The following is a 19,631-nucleotide window of genomic DNA, read 5'->3' as shown; positions in this document are numbered from 1 at the left end:
TCCAGCGCATACCCCCTCGAGTCAAATAACCTTATGCCGTAAAGGTAAAAAGCACCTTTTCGTCGTAAGAACATTTGCTTGTCGGGGGTGAGCAAGGCGCTTGCGCTTTTCTTATTGCTTTTATCTAATAAAATCAGTTAAACTAAAGGGTATTGTGGATAAATAAAAAGCATAAAAAGTTATCCACTTGTTGATAATTGGGGATACTTTAAATAAGTTTAAATGAAACGGCAGAAAGATGGATGTTTGGAATGAAACTGAACATAGCTCTTCCACATAGCATATTTAAAATATGTTATCCTATTGTGTTAGTAGTTATAACTAATTTGTGTAATATTTATATAAATTTTTAAGGATGAAGAAATAGAAAATTGAGGTGAAGAGATGGAATACGATACAATTGCCGCCATATCAACACCAATGGGAGAAGGGGCCATTGCGATTGTTCGTCTAAGCGGCGAAGAAGCAGTAGAAATAGCAGACCGGGTCTTTCAACCAAAAGGGAAAAAACGCTTAGTTGAAGTAGACTCCCATACCATTCATTATGGTCATTTAGTTGATCGAAAAGAGAACCAAACGGTAGAAGAAGTAATGGTATCTGTTATGAGGGCTCCAAAAACATTTACAAGAGAAGACGTGATTGAAATTAACTGTCACGGTGGTCTTGTCTCTGTAAATAGAGTGCTGAAACTTTTATTGAATAATGGAGCACGCCTAGCAGAACCAGGTGAATTTACAAAGCGTGCTTTTTTAAATGGCAGAATTGATTTATCACAAGCAGAAGCGGTGATGGATTTAATTCGTTCAAAAACAGATCGTGCCATGAATGTGGCATTAAACCAAATGGAAGGTCGTTTATCCACATTAATTCAAAAACTTCGTCAAACATTATTAGAAACGGTGGCACATGTAGAAGTAAACATTGATTATCCTGAATATGATGCAGAAGAAATGACACATGAAATGCTTCTTAACCAAACATCCTATGTAAGAGATGAGATTAATAAGCTTCTTGTCACAGCTCAGCAGGGAAAAATTTTAAGAGAAGGGTTATCCACAGTTATTATTGGACGACCTAATGTAGGAAAGTCTTCTCTTTTAAATAGTCTTGTTCATGAAAATAAAGCAATTGTTACTGATATTCCTGGTACTACTCGTGATGTAATTGAAGAATATGTCAATGTACGAGGTGTACCACTTCGTCTTGTTGATACGGCTGGTATTCGTGAAACAGAAGATATCGTAGAGCGAATTGGGGTAGAACGTTCTCGTCAATATTTAAAACAAGCTGATTTAATTTTACTTGTTTTAAATTATGGCGATGATCTTACAGAGGAAGATGAGCGATTATTTGAGGCTGCATCTGGTATGGACGTGATTGTAATTGTAAATAAAACCGACTTAGAGCAAAAAATTAATCTAGAACGTGTGAAAGAGTTAGCGGAGAATCACACATTGATTACAACTTCTTTGCTTCATGAAGAAGGAATAGACCGTTTAGAAGAAGCAATTGCTGCACTGTTCTTTCAAGGAGACCTCGAAGCACAAGATTTAACCTATGTCTCCAATTCCCGTCATATTGCACTTTTAGAACAAGCAAAAGGAACAATTGAAGAAGCAATGAATTCGATTGATATGGGGCTTCCGATTGATATGGCACAAATTGATATTACAAGAACATGGGAACTTCTCGGGGAAATTATTGGTGATACGGTTTCGGAAAGTTTAATCGATCAATTATTTTCACAATTTTGTCTAGGAAAGTAATCCACGTTCTTGTGGATAAGTTGTGAATAACGTTTGAAAGAATAGAAAGAATAAACATATTTTTAAGGAGGAGAATCAGCATGGGATATAATGCTGGAACTTACGATGTCATCGTAATCGGTGCTGGACATGCCGGTGTAGAAGCTGGCCTTGCATCAGCACGCATGGGTGCAAAAACCTTAATGATTACAATTAACCTTGATGCCGTTGCTTTTATGCCTTGTAATCCTTCAGTAGGTGGTCCTGCTAAAGGGATTGTTGTTCGGGAGATTGATGCTTTAGGCGGTGAAATGGGCCGTAATATTGATAAAACACATATTCAAATGAGGATGTTAAATACAAGTAAGGGACCTGCTGTACGTGCATTGCGTGCCCAAGCAGATAAATTTCTTTATCAGCATGAAATGAAGCGTACGATTGAACAAGAAGAAAACTGTACCCTTATTCAAGGAATGGTTGAACGTTTAATTGTAGAAGATGGCGTATGTAAAGGAGTTATTACAAAAACAGGTGCTGAATATCATTCAAAAGCGGTTATCGTAACAACGGGGACATATTTACGAGGAAAAATCATTATCGGTGATTTGGCATATGAGAGCGGTCCGAACAATATGCAGCCCTCGGTTAATTTATCTTATCATCTGCAGGAGCTTGGTTTTAAAATGGTCCGTTTTAAAACCGGAACACCCCCTCGTGTTAATAGTAAAACAATTGATTACAGTAAAACGGAAATTCAACCAGGTGATGATGAGCCGCGTGCCTTTTCATATGAAACAACAAAGTATATTACAGACCAACTGCCGTGCTGGCTAACATATACAGGGGAAAAAACACATGAAATTATTAATACGAACCTGCACCGCTCTGCAATGTACTCAGGTATGATTGAAGGAACAGGTCCGCGTTATTGTCCATCCATTGAAGATAAAATTGTTCGTTTTAATGATAAACCACGTCATCAAATTTTCTTAGAACCTGAAGGACGAAATACAGAAGAAGTTTATGTTCAAGGATTATCCACAAGCCTGCCTGAAGATATTCAAAATAAAATTTTGCAATCTATTCCAGGTCTTGAAAAAGCCCAAATGATGCGTGCTGGTTATGCAATCGAATATGATGCAATTGTTCCAACACAGCTGTGGCCATCTCTTGAGACAAAGCGTGTGGAAGGATTATTTACAGCAGGACAGTTAAATGGAACATCAGGTTATGAGGAAGCAGCAGGACAAGGCGTTATGGCAGGAATTAATGCAGCAAGAAAAGCTCAAGGGAAAGATCCAGTCATTCTTGATCGCTCTCAAGCCTATATCGGTGTGTTAATAGATGATCTCGTTACAAAGGGCACGAATGAGCCGTATCGCTTATTAACATCACGAGCAGAATATCGACTGCTTCTTCGCCATGATAACGCTGATCTTCGTTTAACAGATATTGCTTATGAAATTGGTATGATTAAGGAAGAACGTTATCAACGTTTTGTTTCTAAAAAAGAGAAAATTAAAGAAGAAAAAAATCGACTTGAAAAAGTTATTATTAAGCCAACCATAGAAGCTAAAAAAGTGTTAGAAGAAGCAGGTGCTGCCGCGTTAACAACAGGAATGTCTGCTGCTAACTTATTAAGAAGACCGGAAATTACGTATGCCCACATCGAAAAGCTTACAGCTGTAAATGAAGAACTGTCTGATGATGTAAAAGAACAAGTTGAAATTCAAATTAAGTATGAAGGTTATATTAATAAGCAGCTTCAGCAAATTGAGCGAATGAAAAAGATGGATAATAAGAAAATTCCTGATGATATTGATTACTTTGCAATCCAAGGACTTGCAACAGAAGCAAAACAAAAATTAAATGAAGTACGTCCCCTCTCAATTGGACAAGCTTCTCGCGTTTCTGGTGTTAATCCTTCTGATATTTCAATTTTACTTGTGTACATTGAACAAGGGAAAATTGTAAGAACTGCAAAATAACTTTAAAAGGCAGGAGATTGTATGAATGAACAGCAGTTTCAAGATCAGCTTTTGGAGAAAGGGATTTCCCTTTCCCAAGAGCAGTGTGAACAATTTTCATTATATTTTAAAATTCTCGTTGAATGGAATGAAAAAATGAATTTGACAGCTATTACAGAGAAAGAAGAAGTGTATGAAAAGCACTTCTTTGATTCTGTTACAGCTTCATTTACATACGATTTTTCAAACGTTCAGACTGTTTGCGACGTTGGAGCAGGCGCAGGATTTCCGAGTATCCCATTAAAAATTTGTTTTCCACATCTTCATGTAACAATTGTGGATTCATTAAAGAAGAGAATTGGATTTTTACAATATCTTGTGGATAAATTAAATCTTGAAAATGTTAACTTGTACCATGACCGTGCAGAGACATTTGGCCAAAAACCGGAAATTCGTGAGTCCTATGATCTAGTGACAGCTCGTGCTGTAGCAAGACTTTCAGTATTAAGTGAACTTTGCTTACCACTTGTGAAAACAGGGGGCACATTTATTGCGATGAAGGGTCCTCAGTTAAATGAAGAGTTAAAAGAAGCAGAAAAAGCGCTTCGCATATTAGGTGGAACCTTTCAATTACTAGAAAAAACAGAACTTCCAATTGAAAAAAGTGAACGTAACATTGTTATTATTAAAAAAGAGAAAAGAACACCAAAAAAATATCCACGGAAGCCTGGGACACCAAATAAACAGCCATTATAAACTTATTCAGTTATTCACAGGCAATACATTTGTTTCACGTGAAACAAATGTATTGTGGATAATTTTAGCGGTATTTTTGCAGGAATAGAACAAACAATCACGAAAAGATTAAGCAGTTTAGGAAAACTTGGCTTGTCGCCTCTTCTTTTTAGCGAAAGCTTTAGTTTTCTTTATACTTTAACCCTTTAAAAAAGGTCAACTTTCTTAAAGTGAAAATAAAGGTGGTGTTAGGCCGATGAAGCATCCGTTTTCACGTTTGTTGTTCGGTTTTGGGGATAGAACTGAAACGGTCGACGAAGAACAGGAGTACAAACAAGAAGTCGATACTAACCAAGTGCAGAAGATAACTGTGGATAAGATTATTCCAAACCAGTTTCAGCCTCGTTCTGTTTTTAATGAAGAACGGATTGAGGAATTAGCACAAACAATTGAAGAACATGGGATTATTCAGCCAATTGTAGTAAGAAAACGAAACGATCAATATGAACTTATTGCTGGAGAACGACGTTTACGGGCTGTACAAAAGCTGGGATGGGAGTCAATCTCTGCAATTGTAAAAGAAATGGATGATGAACAAACTGCTTCTGTAGCACTCATTGAAAACTTGCAGCGTGAAGAGCTAACTGCAATTGAGGAAGCGATTGCCTATGCAAAGCTTATTGAAATTCACGGTTTAACTCAAGAAGGTTTAGCAAAGCGTTTAGGAAAAGGACAGTCTACCATTGCAAATAAATTGCGTTTATTAAAGCTTCCTGAGCCAATTCAAGAAGCACTATTATTGAAGCATATTACAGAACGCCATGCGAGAGCTTTAATTTCATTAAAAGTACCAGAAAAGCAGGTTCAATTACTGCAGGAAATTATCGAAAAAAATTTAAATGTAAAACAAACAGAAGAGCGGGTAAAGCTGCTGTTAGAAGGTACCCAAAAGAAAAAGAAATCAGTCCGTAAATCATACAGTAAAGATATGCGTCTTGCTATGAATACCATTCGTGAGTCTGTTAATATGGTGCTTGAAACTGGTTTGACAATTGATACTGATGAAGAAGAACACGATGAGTATTACCAATTTACAATTCGAATTCCAAAAAATTAATGAAAGAGGTTGACCGGATAAGGTCAGCCTCTTTACGTTTTCCTTCCGCTCCTTTTTGATTTATATTTTCCACAAAAGTCCACATTATCCACAGTTTTTTATAAAACAATTGTATTTTTTGCAGGAATAAATGCTAGGAATGCAGAAAGAAAACGTTTAGAGATAGTTTTTGTACCTTTTAATAAAGTGTCATTGTTTTAGAAGATAAACGCATTTAAGTTGAGTAGGAATAACTTGTATTAAAAATAAAAAGTGCTGTAAGGTTGGGTAGGTGATTAAAATGGCAAAAACAATTGCTATTGCCAATCAAAAGGGCGGAGTAGGTAAAACGACAACATCTGTAAATTTAGGGGCATGTCTAGCTTCGCAGGGGAAAAAAGTATTATTAGTTGATGTAGATCCACAAGGAAATGCAACAACGGGTGTAGGTGTTGATAAAGGCGATGTAAACCAATGTATTTACGATATGCTTGTAGAAGATGTAGAAGCATCTGCCGTAATAAACAAAACAGTTGTAAATAATTTAGATTTAATTCCAGCTACAATACAATTAGCTGGAGCAGAAGTAGAGCTTGTGCCCACGATTTCAAGAGAAGTTCGTTTAAAGCGTGCCCTTGAAAAGGTGTCCAAACAATATGATTATGTAATCATTGATTGTCCCCCGTCAATTGGTTTATTAACAATTAATGCATTAACTGCAGCAGACAGTGTCTTAATTCCGGTACAGTGTGAGTATTATGCATTAGAAGGACTTAGTCAGTTACTAAATACAGTGCGTCTTGTTCAAAAACATTTAAATAAGCAGTTAATGATTGATGGTGTGTTATTAACAATGCTTGATGCTCGTACTAATCTCGGTTTACAAGTAATCGAAGAAGTAAAAAAATATTTCCAAGACAAGGTTTATCAAACCATTATTCCACGAAATGTTCGATTAGGAGAAGCACCAAGTCATGGACAGCCAATTATTATGTATGATCCGAAATCGAAGGGTGCGGGTGTATATACAGACCTCGCAAAGGAAGTGATTGCTAATGGCTAGAGGATTAGGGAAAGGGATGAGTGCATTCTTTCCCGACCATGAAAATAGTGAGGATGGCATTCAAGAGCTCCGTATTAATGAATTACGTGCTAATCCTTATCAACCTCGACAGCATTTTTATGAAGAAGCAATTGAAGAATTAAAACAATCGATTGTAACACACGGTGTTCTACAGCCGATTATTGCTCGAAAAAGTATTAAAGGTTATGAGATTGTAGCCGGTGAAAGAAGATTTCGGGCCGCAAAAGCAGCAGGATTAAAAACTGTTCCTGTTATTGTAAAAGAACTTTCCGATCAACAAATGATGGAATTTGCCTTGATTGAGAATTTACAGCGTGAAGATTTAAATTCCATCGAAGAAGCAAAAGCCTATGAACGGTTAATCAATGAGCTGCAATTTACACAAGATAAATTAGCAAAGCGTCTTGGTAAAAGCCGGCCATATATCGCCAATCATGTACGTCTTTTACAGCTTCCTGAAAAAGTCCAGCAGTATATTTTAGCAGATGAACTTTCAATGGGGCACGGAAAAGCTTTGTTAAGTCTAAAAGCAAAAGAGAAGATGCTGCCGCTTGCTGAAAAAGTAATGAGAGAAAAGATGAATGTTCGTCAGCTTGAGCAGTTTGTGCAGCAGTTAAATGAAAATGTTCCACGTGAAACAAAAGAAAAGCCTGTAAAAGATGTTTTTATTCGCGAAAAGGAAGAGTTATTAACAGAACGTTTTGGAACTTCTGTTTCCATAGTGAAAAATAAAAATAAAGGAAAAATTGAAATTGAATTTTTTACAGAAGATGATCTTGAGCGAATCTTACTGTTAATTGAGGAAAAGTAATAGGTGATAAACCATTCTATCATGGTTTATCTTTTTTTTATGGTTGATGACGGTTAAAATAATAGTAATATTATTAACGAGAACTAGGAAGAAAAAGAAGGGAAACAGAAAGGGGTAGAATAATGATCTACTTTGATCATGCAGCATCTTCATTTCCAAAACCAAGAACAGTGGTAAAGGCAGTGACAGAGGCTTTAACAGAGTATGGTGCAAATCCAGGCAGAGGCGGTCATAAATTAGCAGTTAGGGCTTCTTCTGTCATTTCTGAGGCGAGACATGAACTTGCTGAATTATTTGGATTGGAGGATCCAAAGCATGTCGCCTTTTACCAAAATGCCACTCATGCTTTAAACCAAGGAATAAAGGGAATTCCTTTTCAGGCTGGTGATCATGTATTAACAACTTCCTATGAACATAACTCGGTTCGCCGACCACTTGAAGCTTTAAAGCTTGAAAAGGGGATCGACGTTACATACTTTCAACCTAATCATAATGGAGAGATTGATGAAGTCGCATTTTCTAAAGCGATTCAACCTCATACAAAGTTAATTGTTGTAAGTCACGGATCAAATCTAACAGGTATGATCTTGAATATAGAAAAAATTGGTAAAATAGCAAAAGAGAATAATTGTTTATTTATGGTAGATGCTTCACAAACAGCTGGAATTTTGCCAATTAATATGGAAAAAATGAACATTGATTTATTGGCGTTTCCAGGTCATAAAGGATTATGTGGACCACAGGGAACAGGAGCGCTTTTATTTCAAAAGGGAATTGAACTATATACGCTTTTTCATGGAGGAACAGGCAGCCATTCAGAAGATATTGAGCAGCCGCAGATATTGCCCGATCGTTTTGAAAGTGGAACCTTAAATACGCCGGGAATTGCTGGACTTTTAGCGGGGATAAAAGCTGTTAAACAGAAATCACTAGAAAAAATTTATACACATGAAGCAGCTCTTACAAACTATTGCATCCAGCAGTTAAAGCAAATAGAAGACGTGGTTATATTTGGACCTGATGAGGAGGTGGCACGATTAGCTGTAGTTCCTTTTTATATTGAGGGAATTGACAGCCATGAAATTGCAATGATTTTAGATGAACATTATAACATTGCAGTTCGCGCCGGCCTTCACTGCACACCGCTTGCTCATGAAACGTTAGGAACAATAGGGCATGGTCTTGTACGTGTAAGTTTTGGAATAACAAATACTAAAGCAGAAATTGATCAGTTTATTGGAGCATTAGAAGAAATTAGAGCCGGGTATTTAGGATAAGCGATTATCCCCTTTTCAGCGAGATAGCAGTTATTTTAATCATGGTTTTTTCACATGAATAAATCAACATTAAAATGTTCAAGTTTCTGTTTCGATGCGGAATTTTAAACGTGAATCTATCTATACTCTCAATTTTTCAAAGAATAATAGTAAGAAAAACCTCTTATTAGCATACAACTAAGTAAGAGGTTTTTTATAATGGTTTAATGGGGTTTATTTTTGTTTTAATCGTTGATGTATTGTTTCGTTCCAAAATTGCTAAATGAAGGCTATCGGCAATAATATGAGCCATTGATATTACTAAATGAAGCCTTGTATTTTGCAGGACGAAGTACTCCATCATGCCGCTTACATTAACAATGCCGGTTAAGTGAATATTACCAACAGAAGGAAGCTCTTTTCGTACGCCCGCACCAGGTTTAACAGGTCCTTCCCCTATAGAAATCATGCCAACGCTGGAAACGCGGCCTAGACAAGCATCGACACCGATAATAAAAGGATCAACATGAGATTCTTTTATATAATTTAAACTTTCTCCTAAATTAACAGCATGAACCGGTGCCTCCAACGTACCGTATACAGTAAATGATGAATTGATTTTTTCCATAAGTCTTGAACCAACAAGCGGACCGAGAGCATCTCCTGTAGAACGATCTGTTCCAATGCAGACGATAATAATTTCTTGGTCTTTATCTTTCGGAAGAAGTTGATTAAGATAAGCAGTTACAGCCGCAAGGACATTCATTTCTTCATAGTGGATCCGAAAAGAACTAGGTTTTTTAGGAAAGATTTTTTCACGTAGATTCATAGGATCCTCTCCTTTGTAATAGTAGTAACAGTATACGGTAAAAATCTATTATCTATACATCGAGAAAAACAAAATCAGCTCATTTTGCTAAAAAGAGGAGGAGCGATAAGGGAGTATGGTTTAGTTTACTCTCTCGATCTAGGCAGTTGCCTTGTGCTTGTTGCTTTTGAAAAGGAATTTCACTAGGAGGGGAAGCATGGATGTGGCGAGCCGGATTTAAATGGATGTTTTTAATTATTGGCACAACAATTGGTGCAGGTTATGCATCCGGAAGAGAATTATGGCAATTTTTTGGTCATGAAAGTGTACTAGCCATTGGATTGTTTACGATTCTATTTACGATGTGCTGTTTTGTCATTATGAAGATTAGTTTTGATTATAAATCTGTTCACTATATCCCGCTATTAGAGCGTTTGCTTGGTAAGAAACTAACCAAGCTTTACGATTGGATGATTATTATTTATTTATTTTCTACGACCGTTGTTATGCTGGCAGGAGGAGGAGCAACATTACAAGCTTTGCATGTTCCATATTGGATTGGAGTTGCAATTATTAGCTTTTTAATTATTACGCTCTTTTTGTGGGAATCAAAAGGAATGGTCGCTCTTAATGCAGCGATTATCCCTATTTTAATTACCCTCCTTGTTCTTATTTTAGTAACGTTTATTCGTTCAAAGTCAGATGGGTTTTTACTTGATTTGCATCACCATTCCAATTGGCCGGCAGCTTTTACATTCACTGCGTTAAATATTATTTCCCTTCTTGCGGTGTTAGCCGGAGTGGGCAATGAAATGAAACAAAAAGGTGAAGTATGGATTGCAAGTATTGGGAGCGGCCTTTTACTTGGAAGCATTTCGTTATTATATAATCAATCTCTTATAAAGGTAGCTCACGAGCTCGTTGTCTATGAAATTCCACTTTTTGCAATTTTAAAGCATTATCCTTATATGATGATGCTTGTCATGTCAGTTCTTTTATGGTTTGCCATTTATACAACAGCTGTTTCAGGATTATTTGGATTAATTAGCCGCTTTCGTAAATATTTACAGGTGCCAACTTGGCTTTTAGCATCTATAATCATCATATGCATGCTTCCTTTAACGGCTTTTGGCTTTTCAACATTAATTGGTATTTTATACCCGTTATATGGGGTTCTTAATCTTTACTTATTAGGGTCCATTTTACTATATCCAATTGTAAAACGCTTTGAATGACTGATTGTTTTTTCGGAATAGACATGCTTAAAATAGTAGGAAAGGTGTAAAGGGGTTTTTTTATGGAGTGGCTTGTGAAACTGTGGAAGTCCATTTATGATTATATGATTAATTCAGAGATGTGGATTAATTTGGGGATAAAATCACTTCGTATTCTTGCTATTATTATCGGCACAATGATTATCATCCGCCTTACAAAATCACTTGTTAATAACATTTTTCAGGTACGGTTAAGAGCACCGCTTCGTCTTAATGAACGGCGTGAAAATACACTCGTAAAACTTATCCACAATGTATTAACATATGTGATTTACTTTATTTCATTTTTAATGATTTTAATGGAGTTTGAAATTGATGTCAAAGGACTTATTGCAGGTGCAGGGGTAGTTGGACTTGCAGTTGGATTTGGTGCACAAAACCTTGTGCGCGATGTGATTACAGGGTTTTTTATTATTTTTGAGCGGCAATTTTCAGTAGGTGATTACGTAAAGATTAGTAAATTTGAAGGATTTGTTGAAGAAATTGGCCTTCGTGTAACAAAAATAAAGAGCTGGACAGGTGAGCTGCATATTTTGCCAAACAGCAGCATTACTGAAGTAACAAACTTTTCAATCCATAACAGTATTGCCGTTGTCGATGTGAGCATTGCCTATGAAGAAGATATTCCACAAGCAGAGAAAGTCATTCAAGAGCTTTTAGAAGAACTTCCAAAAAAATATGAAGCAATGATAAAAACACCTGAATATTTAGGGGTGCAAACCTTAGGCGCTTCAGAAGTGGTACTGCGTGTTATTTCTGAAGTAAAGCCGATGGAGCATTGGGCAGCCGGCAGGGCAATAAGAAAAGAAATTAAACTGCATCTTGATGAGCATGGTATCGAAATTCCATTCCCGCGCTTAGTCATGTACCGGCGTGATGAAGAAAAGCAAGCAGAAGAAGGATAAAATGTGAAAAAAGCGGTTGGCTGGAAGGTGCCAACCTTTTTGTATTGTTAAAACCTCAGAAAATTATTAAAATATTAACAGTTTATCCACATAACTGTTGATAACATGTTAGTATATACGTTTAAATTAGAAATTCCACATTAAAACACGTTGTCTATAGATTTGCTAATTGCAAAGGAAACAGGATATGCAGTACAATTTTTTCTATAATTAACCGTTTAATCACAGAAGGGAAACTATATTTTAAAAATGAAAGGGGTTATAACATGGCAGAAAAAGAGTTTGGTCTAAACGATGTGGTCGAAATGAAAAAACCGCACCCATGTGGAAAAAATGAGTGGAAAATTATTAGAATGGGAGCAGATGTCCGCATTAAATGTCAAGGATGTGACCATAGTGTGATGCTTCCAAGGAGGGAATTTTCCCGTAAAATAAAACGTGTATTAATTAAAGCAGAAGAGTAAACAAGGAACAGCAATTAAGTAGGAAGTAATGAGGAGAGAGTAACGTGAGTGAGGTAAAAACAGCAGCCTGCCCATTAAACTGCTGGGATGCATGCGGCTTTCGGGTAACAATTGAACATGATCAGGTAAAAAAGATAGAAGGAAATCCTGATCATCCCATTACCCAAGGGAAAATTTGCGGACGGGGACGGCTTCTAAAGGAACGTACAAATGCCGGTGAGCGAATTGTTTATCCATTAAAACGAATAAACGGCCGCTTAGAGCGGATTTCTTGGGATCAAGCTTTAGATGAGATTGCAGATAAAATGAGAGATCTAAAAGAAACAGCAGGTACAACATCAGTTATGCACAGCCATGATTATTCCAATAGTGGCTTATTAAAAAATTTGGATCAACGTTTTTTTAACTGCTATGGAGGTGTAACTGAAGTAACTGGAAGTTTATGCTGGGGAGCCGGTATTGCAGCGCAAGCTTTTGATTTTGGCAATGCCTATAGTCATGCGCCAGAAGATATTTATAACAGCCGTCATGTTATTATTTGGGGGAGAAATGTGGTGAGAACGAATATACACCTCTTTTCCCACTTAAAAGAGGCGAAAAAGCGCGGCATCTCTTTATATGTGATTGATCCTATCCACAATGGAACTGCAAAAATGGCTGATCAATATATTCCAATTAAACCGGGAATGGATGGATTATTAGCACTCGGCATTATGAAAGAAATCACAAGGCTTGGTTTAGAATCATCCACATTTATTAACAAGTATTCACATGGATTTGGGGATATTGAAAAGCTTCTTAAAACCATTAGTATGGATGAAGTTGTGGATAAAACAAATGTTTCCCGTGGAACAATTGAAGAGCTTGCAAAAGTGTATGGAAATGGACCAACGACAACCTTTCTCGGGCTCGGGATGCAGCGTTATGCAAATGGTGGAAATACAATTCGAACGATTGACGCGCTTGCAGCAATGAGCGGGAATATTGGAATACCAGGCGGCGGTGTGAATTATGCAAATTTAGGTGTTGGGGAAAGCTTTAATAAAAAAGCATTAACACTGCCTGAGCGGAAACAAAATGTACGAACATTTACACGAATGAATCAAGCAGAACAAATTCTTTCTGCCCAATATCCTGCAGTTAAACTGCTGTTTGTCACAAGAAGTAATCCAATCGCTCAAGTACCGCATACATCAAAAATAAAGGAAGCTTTTCAGTCAATTGAAACAAAGGTCGTTGTCGATCAATTTTTAACAGATACAGCAGAAATGGCTGATTACGTGCTTCCGTGTACAACGACTTTTGAAGAAGAAGATATTTATTATTCATCAATGTATCATCATTTTATTAATTATGGTCCACAGCTTGTTTCGCCGCGTGGAGAAGCGAAATCAGATCTAGACATATGGCGCGAACTTGCAAATCGTCTCGGTTTTGGTGCAGATTTTAATTACAGCAAAGATGAATTTTTAAAAATGGGCCTCGGTAAGCTTGAAGATATAATTCCACTCGAGGAATTAAAAGAGATCGGACAATTTAAACTGCCTCTTGCCTCAGTACCGTGGCACAATTATAACTTCCAAACACCAAGTGGGAAGTATGAGTTTACTTCATTACGAGCTGAGGAAGAAGGCTTAGACGGGCAAATTAAAGTTCTCTTTCCAGTTGAATCAGTGGAACAAAGTCCAGAGCTTGCCAATAAATATCCCTATACCCTTTTATCCATACATCCCCTTCGTTCTAATCATTCTCAACATTACCCATTTATAGAGGCTATGCAGGATGTTGCAGTAGAAGTATCAATGGATATTGCCAAAGAAAAGGAACTTAAAGATGGCGATTCTGTCTATCTTTTTAATGATCGCGGTGAACTTAAAGGAAAAGTTAAAGTGCTGAAAGAATCAGCGCCCGGCGTCATTAATGTGGATGAAGGACAGTGGCAAAAATTTGGCGGAAGTGTGAATAATTTAACACCAACCGGGGAGTCAGATATAGGAGTTGGCAGCATTTTATATGACTGTTTAGTTAATATCGAGAAAAACAGTTAACAGAGTTACGCTTGTATTTTTGAAGTGTTCTCCCTATAATTATGATGGACAGTTATGCATATTAAAAGAGATATTTTTATCTTTAAATAAAAGGACGTGTAAACTATGGCTTTAACTACTGGTATTGTTGGTCTTCCAAATGTAGGAAAATCAACATTATTTAATGCAATTACACAAGCAGGAGCGGAATCTGCAAACTATCCGTTCTGTACGATTGATCCAAACGTTGGAATTGTTGAAGTGCCTGACCATCGTCTGCAGCGCTTAACAGAGCTTGTGCAGCCAAAAAAAACAGTGCCGACAGCATTTGAATTTACGGATATCGCCGGGATTGTAAAAGGAGCAAGTAAAGGAGAAGGCTTAGGCAATAAATTCTTATCACATATTCGTCAGGTTGATGCGATTTCTCACGTTGTGCGCTGCTTTGAAGATGAGAACATTACGCACGTAGCTGGTAAAGTAGATCCAATTGATGATATTCAAACAATTAATTTAGAGCTTGTATTGGCTGATATGGAAACTGTTGATAAACGAATTTCACGTGTAGAAAAGCTTGCAAAACAAAAAGATAAAGAAGCTCTTTCTGAATATGAAGCATTAAAAAAAGTAAAAGAAGCATTTGAAAATGAAAAACCGGCTCGAAGCGTTGAATTAACAGAAGAAGAGTTAAAAATCGTTCAAGGGCTCCACTTATTAACAATGAAGCCTGTTCTTTATGTTGCAAATGTAAGTGAAGAAGACATTCTTGAAGGCGATAATGAATATGTGCAAAAAGTACGTGCGTTTGCGGCGGAAGAAAATGCAGAAGTAATTGTTATATGTGCAAAAATCGAATCAGAACTTGCAGAACTAGATGGCGAAGAAAAGGCATCCTTTCTTGAGGAGCTTGGAATTGAAGAACCAGGTCTTGATCAGCTGATTCGTGCTGCTTATAACTTGTTAGGACTTGCAACATACTTTACTGCAGGGGTACAGGAAGTAAGAGCATGGACATTCCGTCAAGGCATGAAAGCGCCGCAAGCTGCTGGAATTATTCATACGGACTTTGAACGCGGTTTTATTCGTGCTGAAGTTGTGTCTTATGATGATCTTGTTGAAGCAGGGAATATGGGGACAGCACGTGAAAAAGGAAAGGTACGTTTAGAAGGAAAAGAATATATCGTCAAAGATGGCGATGTGATCCACTTCCGTTTTAACGTATAAAAAGACTTGTTTTAGGAAAAAGTGTTTGCTATAATATCTAGATGTGAGTAATGAGAAACTTTACTCCTTGTTCCTTCTTAGAAGGAACCGTTTAGACCAAAGGGAGGTGAAAATAATGCGTAAATACGAAATCATGTACATTGTACGTCCAAACGTAGAAGAAGAAGCACGCAAAGCAGTAATCGAGCGCTTCAGCGGCATTTTAACTGAAAATGGTGCGGAAGTAGAGAAAACTAATGAAGTAGGTATGCGTCGTCTAGCTTATGAAATCAACGACTTTAACCAAGGTTACTACGTTGTTTTAGACGTAAATGCAAACCCTGAAGCGATTAATGAATTCGATCGTTTAGCAAAAATCAACGAAGATATCATTCGTCACATGGCGATTCGCCCAGGTGTATAAATTGATTAGGGAGTGGTTCTGATGATCAATCGCGTCATTTTAGTAGGCCGGTTAACAAAAGATCCAGAGCTTCGTTATACTCCAAGCGGTGTAGCGGTAGCAACATTTTCTTTAGCTGTTAATCGTCCTTTTACAAATCAGCAAGGTGATCGCGAGGCTGACTTTTTTAATATTGTTGTATGGCGCAGACAAGCGGAAAATGCAGCAAACTTTTTAAAAAAGGGGAGCTTAGCAGGAGTGGACGGTCGTCTGCAGTCTCGTTCATACGAGAACAACCAAGGACAGCGAGTATACGTAACTGAAGTTGTAGCAGAGAGTGTTCAATTCTTAGAGCCAAAGTCTTCACAAGGTCAGTTCCAAGGTAGCGGTGCGTCAAGAGCAAACGATAACTTTGGACAAAGTCAGAACCAACCAAACCGGAACAACAAAGACTTTACGAGTTTTGATGATGATCCGTTTGCAAGTGATGGTAAGCCAATTGACATTTCTGATGATGATTTACCATTCTAATAACGGTTATTTGGACGAAATATAAATACAAAACATAAGAGAAGGGAGGAAATTCACATGGCACGTCAACGTAGAGGTCGTCGTCGTAAGGTTTGTTATTTCACAGTAAACAACATTTCTTACATCGACTACAAAGATGTAGAACTTTTAAAGCGTTTCGTTTCTGAGCGTGGTAAAATTCTTCCACGCCGTGTAACAGGTACATGCGCTAAATACCAACGTCAATTAACTCGTGCGATCAAACGCGCGCGTCAAATGGCATTACTACCATTCTCAACTGGTGAGTAAAAATAGCAAAGGGGCAGTCCATAAGGGCTGTCTCTTTTGTTTATACATAAATAAAATTTTTAAAAAATAACATTCATATTATAATAATAAATAACAGGCATGAAAATTGTGGAGATGAAGAGGAAATGAAATCGTTAAAAGAAATTAAATTTTTTGGTGGAAGAGTGATGAAGACCGGGATTGCTTCATCACTAACAGCATGGATTTGTCTTTCTTTAGATTTACCAGTTATGTTTGCCGTTATTACTGCTATTGTAACAACTGAACCAACTGCAGCGGATTCCATTCGAAAAGGATTGATTCGTTTCCCTGCAGCTGCCATCGGGGCAGCGCTTGCGATGGGGTTTAGTTTTTTATTCGATAATACTCCCATTACATATGGACTAGCAGCAATGTTTACAATTTTAATTTGTCACCGTCTTCACTTAGATGCTGGGATTCTTGTTGCCACACTGACAGCAGTTGCTATGATTCCCGGAACAACTGATCATTATTTTGAAGCTTTTGCATTAAGGCTTGGAACAACTTCTATTGGAATTGTCGTATCCACACTTGTAAATTTTTTTATTATGCCGCCAAAGTTTAGCAGTATGTTAACGAATAAAGTGGATGTTTTATATGAAGAGGCAGGTCAGCTGTTAAAGGCTGTCTGTGACCAAATTGTTACAGAGGAAAAGCTATTTACGGGAAGCAGGAAATATCAAAAACTAAGCCGGGAATTTGAACGAACCTTTCTTTTAAAACAGTATCAACGAGAAGAGTGGAAATATCGCCGCCATAACATTCACGATATTCGTTCCTTTAGTTTCTCAGAAAAAAAGCTAACCTATTTACAAAAAATTTTATATCATATTGGTAATTTGCAATTTGTAAAGCTTGAAGAGGAGCAGTTAACAGAGGAAGAAAAGCTTTTTTATCTTGAAACCGCTCAGTCTATTACAGATATTTTAAGAGATCCTGATCATCGCGTATCTGTTAAGCATTTCACATTAATTCAAAGATTAGATGATGAGTTTCGAAAAGCAAAACAGGAAACATCGCTTTCTACCGAAAGCCGTTATCATCATCAATTTTCAGGAAAAACAGTGCTAACGTATGAGCTGCTGTCTCTTCATGATGTTATTGAGGATTTAGCATATATTTGTAAGAGAGAGGACACATATGCTTAGTATTTATTTTCAGAGCGTTTAAAGAAGGATTAAAAATGTTTCATGTGGAACATTTTTAATCTTTTTAAATTTTATGTTGATACTTTTTCAGTTCTCGCATCGTTCTTTTTATTTCTCGGCGCTTTTCTTCTAATTTTTTAATTTTACGAAATGTGATAAGCGAAAGGGCAGCAATGAGAAGGTATTCAAAGTAATAATCGTTTGGTCCCTTTGAAATAATATTATTCATAAAATACCCCTTTTTTATGTTATAAGTTATTTTGGGATAATTTATAGCTGTAATAATTATCCTAGCTGTTATTATAAACAATATATCCACTCATTATAAAACTTTAAATATTACAATTCTATTAAAAAGCTAAAATGATGTTTCGTTTAATAGTTTTTTGGAAACAATACTTATAACAACATTCAAAAAACTATTTGGAGGCGTTTTAAATGAAAAGAATCGCATCAGAAAGTATTAAACTAGCACAGCGCATTCCGGCTTCGAAAGCAATTGAATTTGTTCAAAATGCTAAAAAATACAATGATCGTATTTATTTATACCATAAAACCCAAGCAATCAGCTGTAAGTCATTATCAGCTGTAGTTGCTCTTATGATGATGTTGAAAAGAGATGATGAGCTGCTTCTTATTGCAGAAGGAAAGGAAGCAAAGGATACGATTCAACATTTAAGAAGTTTCCTTATGAATCAAGCACCTCTTAAAGTAAAGGAAACAGCCGTTACATAAATATAGGCTGAAGCTGTCGATAATCGGCAGCTTTTTTATTATGTTTAGCTCCCTATTTCCTAATCGTTTCGTTATATGATAAGATGAAACTTCTTTAAATAGAGGAAGTGGGGAAAAAATTTCAAGGAAATATTTGATGCAAAGCAAAGAAACCCATAAAATAAGAAAGAGTGTGATCAATGAGGAGTGAATTGAAATGATGAAAAAAACGAATCTTATAACAGAAGCAGCTTTACTTGCAGCGATTTATACCATTTTCTTTATGATAAGTTTTTATGTTCCTCTGCTTAATACAATTGTCATGTGGGTCCTTCCGCTTCCATTTATTTTTATTATCGTACGCCATACGATAAAAGCGGGAATGATTTTATGGGCTGTTACGCTTGCATTAACTCTTTTATTTAGTGTGATGGCTCTTCCGTTAACCTTATTATTTGGCAGCGGAGGTATTGTAATGGGGGCTTTATATAAAAAACGAAAGTCTGCCTTTGCAATCTTACTTGGCGGTAGTTTAACATATATTGCAGGTTTTGTTTTATTATATATTGCCTCTATTTTGTTTTTAAAAATTGATATTATGAAAGATTCGATTACATTAATGAAAGATTCACTTGAAAGAGCTGATCAATTTTCTAAAATGATTGGTGGAGGCAATGAAGCGCAATTACAGTCGCTTTATGATAGTCTTGATGTGCTTCAATATTTAGCTCCAAGTGCCCTGTTGATTGTTGGAGTATTGTTTGCCCTTTTAACACAGCTTGTTGCGAATATGGTTTTAAAACGGTTTCGGATTGAAGTACCTCCATTTCCTCCATTTCGAGAATGGTCGTTTCCGAAGAGTTTTTTATGGTATTATTTAGGTATTATTCTTCTTTCTTTCGTAAGCAGTGAAGTAGGTTCACCGCTTTATATCGCAGCTGTAAATTTAATTTTAATTCTCGAAAATATTATGATTATTCAAGGGATTACAGTGATTTTTTATTTTAGTTATTTAAAGAAATGGCCGAAAGCTGTCCCGGTTATGGCTGTAATTTTTTCATTTTTATTAGCCTTGCCTCTTCAATTAATTAAGTTCTTAGGTATAATTGATTTAGGTTTTAACTTACGAAAGAGAATGAAATCTTAGGTA

20 protein-coding genes are annotated in these 19,631 nt (G+C 36.6%); 18 read left to right on the top strand and 2 right to left on the bottom strand.

Going from position 1 to position 19,631, the window contains the following annotated elements; all coding sequences use genetic code 11:
• The first annotated feature begins 384 nt into the window (after window positions 1–384).
• From mnmE to DS031_RS13375, 7 genes are all read left to right on the top strand, one after another.
• Entirely contained in the window at window positions 385–1,767 is a 1,383-nt protein-coding gene (mnmE, locus tag DS031_RS13405) for a tRNA uridine-5-carboxymethylaminomethyl(34) synthesis GTPase MnmE (protein ID WP_113806577.1), read from the top strand.
• 80 nt (window positions 1,768–1,847) lie between these two features.
• The gene (mnmG, locus tag DS031_RS13400; RefSeq protein WP_113806576.1) at window positions 1,848–3,734 is read left to right on the top strand and encodes a tRNA uridine-5-carboxymethylaminomethyl(34) synthesis enzyme MnmG; all 1,887 of its coding nucleotides are present in this window, start codon (window positions 1,848–1,850) and stop codon (window positions 3,732–3,734) included.
• A 21-nt stretch (window positions 3,735–3,755) separates the two neighbouring features.
• Entirely contained in the window at window positions 3,756–4,469 is a 714-nt protein-coding gene (gene rsmG, locus DS031_RS13395; protein ID WP_113806575.1) for a 16S rRNA (guanine(527)-N(7))-methyltransferase RsmG, read from the top strand.
• 235 nt (window positions 4,470–4,704) lie between these two features.
• The gene (gene noc / locus DS031_RS13390) at window positions 4,705–5,565 is read left to right on the top strand and encodes a nucleoid occlusion protein (protein ID WP_113806574.1); all 861 of its coding nucleotides are present in this window, start codon (window positions 4,705–4,707) and stop codon (window positions 5,563–5,565) included.
• Between the two features lie 280 nt (window positions 5,566–5,845).
• Complete coding sequence (locus tag DS031_RS13385) at window positions 5,846–6,607, top strand: ParA family protein (protein ID WP_113806573.1); 762 nt, start codon at window positions 5,846–5,848, stop codon at window positions 6,605–6,607.
• Window positions 6,600–7,439: a ParB/RepB/Spo0J family partition protein gene (locus tag DS031_RS13380; protein ID WP_113806572.1), complete on the top strand. Its 840-nt coding sequence runs from the start codon at window positions 6,600–6,602 to the stop codon at window positions 7,437–7,439. The genes DS031_RS13385 and DS031_RS13380 overlap by 8 nt, the downstream gene beginning before the upstream one ends.
• Before the next feature lie 122 nt (window positions 7,440–7,561).
• A complete protein-coding gene (locus DS031_RS13375; RefSeq protein WP_113806571.1) occupies window positions 7,562–8,716 on the top strand; it encodes an aminotransferase class V-fold PLP-dependent enzyme in 1,155 nt (384 codons plus the stop codon).
• Window positions 8,717–8,909: 193 nt separating this feature from the next.
• On the opposite strand, the gene yyaC is transcribed toward DS031_RS13375, so the two are convergent.
• Complete coding sequence (gene yyaC / locus DS031_RS13370; protein WP_113806570.1) at window positions 8,910–9,524, bottom strand: spore protease YyaC; 615 nt, start codon at window positions 9,522–9,524, stop codon at window positions 8,910–8,912.
• Between the two features lie 200 nt (window positions 9,525–9,724).
• Between yyaC and DS031_RS13365 the strand changes: the two genes are divergently transcribed.
• The 9 genes from DS031_RS13365 to DS031_RS13325 all read left to right on the top strand — a co-directional run bounded on the left by DS031_RS13365 (window position 9,725) and on the right by DS031_RS13325 (window position 17,767).
• Window positions 9,725–10,738, top strand: a complete 1,014-nt coding sequence (locus DS031_RS13365; RefSeq protein ID WP_113806569.1) for a YkvI family membrane protein — start codon at window positions 9,725–9,727, stop codon at window positions 10,736–10,738.
• Between the two features lie 62 nt (window positions 10,739–10,800).
• Window positions 10,801–11,682 (top strand): mechanosensitive ion channel family protein, encoded by an 882-nt coding sequence (locus DS031_RS13360; RefSeq protein ID WP_113806568.1) that lies wholly within the window; start codon window positions 10,801–10,803, stop codon window positions 11,680–11,682.
• Between the two features lie 266 nt (window positions 11,683–11,948).
• Entirely contained in the window at window positions 11,949–12,146 is a 198-nt protein-coding gene (locus DS031_RS13355; protein ID WP_113806567.1) for a DUF951 domain-containing protein, read from the top strand.
• A gap of 44 nt (window positions 12,147–12,190) precedes the next feature.
• A complete protein-coding gene (locus tag DS031_RS13350) occupies window positions 12,191–14,194 on the top strand; it encodes a molybdopterin-dependent oxidoreductase (protein ID WP_113806566.1) in 2,004 nt (667 codons plus the stop codon).
• A gap of 105 nt (window positions 14,195–14,299) precedes the next feature.
• On the top strand, window positions 14,300–15,397 hold the full coding sequence (gene ychF, locus DS031_RS13345; RefSeq protein ID WP_113806565.1) for a redox-regulated ATPase YchF: 1,098 nt from the start codon (window positions 14,300–14,302) through the stop codon (window positions 15,395–15,397).
• A 115-nt stretch (window positions 15,398–15,512) separates the two neighbouring features.
• Window positions 15,513–15,800, top strand: coding sequence for a 30S ribosomal protein S6 (gene rpsF / locus DS031_RS13340; RefSeq protein WP_113806564.1), 288 nt, complete (start codon window positions 15,513–15,515; stop codon window positions 15,798–15,800).
• Window positions 15,801–15,821: 21 nt separating this feature from the next.
• Window positions 15,822–16,310 (top strand): single-stranded DNA-binding protein, encoded by a 489-nt coding sequence (gene ssb, locus DS031_RS13335; RefSeq protein WP_113806563.1) that lies wholly within the window; start codon window positions 15,822–15,824, stop codon window positions 16,308–16,310.
• A 57-nt stretch (window positions 16,311–16,367) separates the two neighbouring features.
• The gene (gene rpsR, locus DS031_RS13330; RefSeq protein ID WP_113806562.1) at window positions 16,368–16,598 is read left to right on the top strand and encodes a 30S ribosomal protein S18; all 231 of its coding nucleotides are present in this window, start codon (window positions 16,368–16,370) and stop codon (window positions 16,596–16,598) included.
• 125 nt (window positions 16,599–16,723) lie between these two features.
• Window positions 16,724–17,767: an FUSC family protein gene (locus DS031_RS13325; protein ID WP_113806561.1), complete on the top strand. Its 1,044-nt coding sequence runs from the start codon at window positions 16,724–16,726 to the stop codon at window positions 17,765–17,767.
• Window positions 17,768–17,831: 64 nt separating this feature from the next.
• Here the strand turns inward: DS031_RS13325 and DS031_RS23705 are convergent, their stop codons facing one another.
• Complete coding sequence (locus tag DS031_RS23705; RefSeq protein ID WP_181833148.1) at window positions 17,832–17,996, bottom strand: hypothetical protein; 165 nt, start codon at window positions 17,994–17,996, stop codon at window positions 17,832–17,834.
• Window positions 17,997–18,205: 209 nt separating this feature from the next.
• Between DS031_RS23705 and DS031_RS13320 the strand changes: the two genes are divergently transcribed.
• Complete coding sequence (locus DS031_RS13320) at window positions 18,206–18,502, top strand: HPr family phosphocarrier protein (protein ID WP_113806560.1); 297 nt, start codon at window positions 18,206–18,208, stop codon at window positions 18,500–18,502.
• Window positions 18,503–18,698: 196 nt separating this feature from the next.
• A complete protein-coding gene (locus tag DS031_RS13315) occupies window positions 18,699–19,628 on the top strand; it encodes a YybS family protein (protein ID WP_113806559.1) in 930 nt (309 codons plus the stop codon).
• Window positions 19,629–19,631 lie beyond the last annotated feature (3 nt).

The organism is Bacillus taeanensis, from assembly GCF_003318295.1.
Taxonomy (GTDB): Bacteria; Bacillota; Bacilli; order Bacillales; family UBA6769; genus Maribacillus; species Maribacillus taeanensis.
The sequence above is the reverse complement of the archived record's forward strand: the minus strand, read 5'-3'. Positions and strand labels throughout refer to the sequence as shown.

Coding starts and splice junctions, on each gene's coding strand:
- mnmE (WP_113806577.1), top strand. CDS start 385: ATGGAATACGATACAATTGCCGCCATATCAACACCAATGGGAGAAGGG.
- mnmG (WP_113806576.1), top strand. CDS start 1,848: ATGGGATATAATGCTGGAACTTACGATGTCATCGTAATCGGTGCTGGA.
- rsmG (WP_113806575.1), top strand. CDS start 3,756: ATGAATGAACAGCAGTTTCAAGATCAGCTTTTGGAGAAAGGGATTTCC.
- noc (WP_113806574.1), top strand. CDS start 4,705: ATGAAGCATCCGTTTTCACGTTTGTTGTTCGGTTTTGGGGATAGAACT.
- DS031_RS13385 (WP_113806573.1), top strand. CDS start 5,846: ATGGCAAAAACAATTGCTATTGCCAATCAAAAGGGCGGAGTAGGTAAA.
- DS031_RS13380 (WP_113806572.1), top strand. CDS start 6,600: ATGGCTAGAGGATTAGGGAAAGGGATGAGTGCATTCTTTCCCGACCAT.
- DS031_RS13375 (WP_113806571.1), top strand. CDS start 7,562: ATGATCTACTTTGATCATGCAGCATCTTCATTTCCAAAACCAAGAACA.
- yyaC (WP_113806570.1), bottom strand. CDS start 9,524: ATGAATCTACGTGAAAAAATCTTTCCTAAAAAACCTAGTTCTTTTCGG.
- DS031_RS13365 (WP_113806569.1), top strand. CDS start 9,725: ATGTGGCGAGCCGGATTTAAATGGATGTTTTTAATTATTGGCACAACA.
- DS031_RS13360 (WP_113806568.1), top strand. CDS start 10,801: ATGGAGTGGCTTGTGAAACTGTGGAAGTCCATTTATGATTATATGATT.
- DS031_RS13355 (WP_113806567.1), top strand. CDS start 11,949: ATGGCAGAAAAAGAGTTTGGTCTAAACGATGTGGTCGAAATGAAAAAA.
- ychF (WP_113806565.1), top strand. CDS start 14,300: ATGGCTTTAACTACTGGTATTGTTGGTCTTCCAAATGTAGGAAAATCA.
- rpsF (WP_113806564.1), top strand. CDS start 15,513: ATGCGTAAATACGAAATCATGTACATTGTACGTCCAAACGTAGAAGAA.
- ssb (WP_113806563.1), top strand. CDS start 15,822: ATGATCAATCGCGTCATTTTAGTAGGCCGGTTAACAAAAGATCCAGAG.
- rpsR (WP_113806562.1), top strand. CDS start 16,368: ATGGCACGTCAACGTAGAGGTCGTCGTCGTAAGGTTTGTTATTTCACA.
- DS031_RS13325 (WP_113806561.1), top strand. CDS start 16,724: ATGAAATCGTTAAAAGAAATTAAATTTTTTGGTGGAAGAGTGATGAAG.
- DS031_RS23705 (WP_181833148.1), bottom strand. CDS start 17,996: ATGAATAATATTATTTCAAAGGGACCAAACGATTATTACTTTGAATAC.
- DS031_RS13320 (WP_113806560.1), top strand. CDS start 18,206: ATGAAAAGAATCGCATCAGAAAGTATTAAACTAGCACAGCGCATTCCG.
- DS031_RS13315 (WP_113806559.1), top strand. CDS start 18,699: ATGATGAAAAAAACGAATCTTATAACAGAAGCAGCTTTACTTGCAGCG.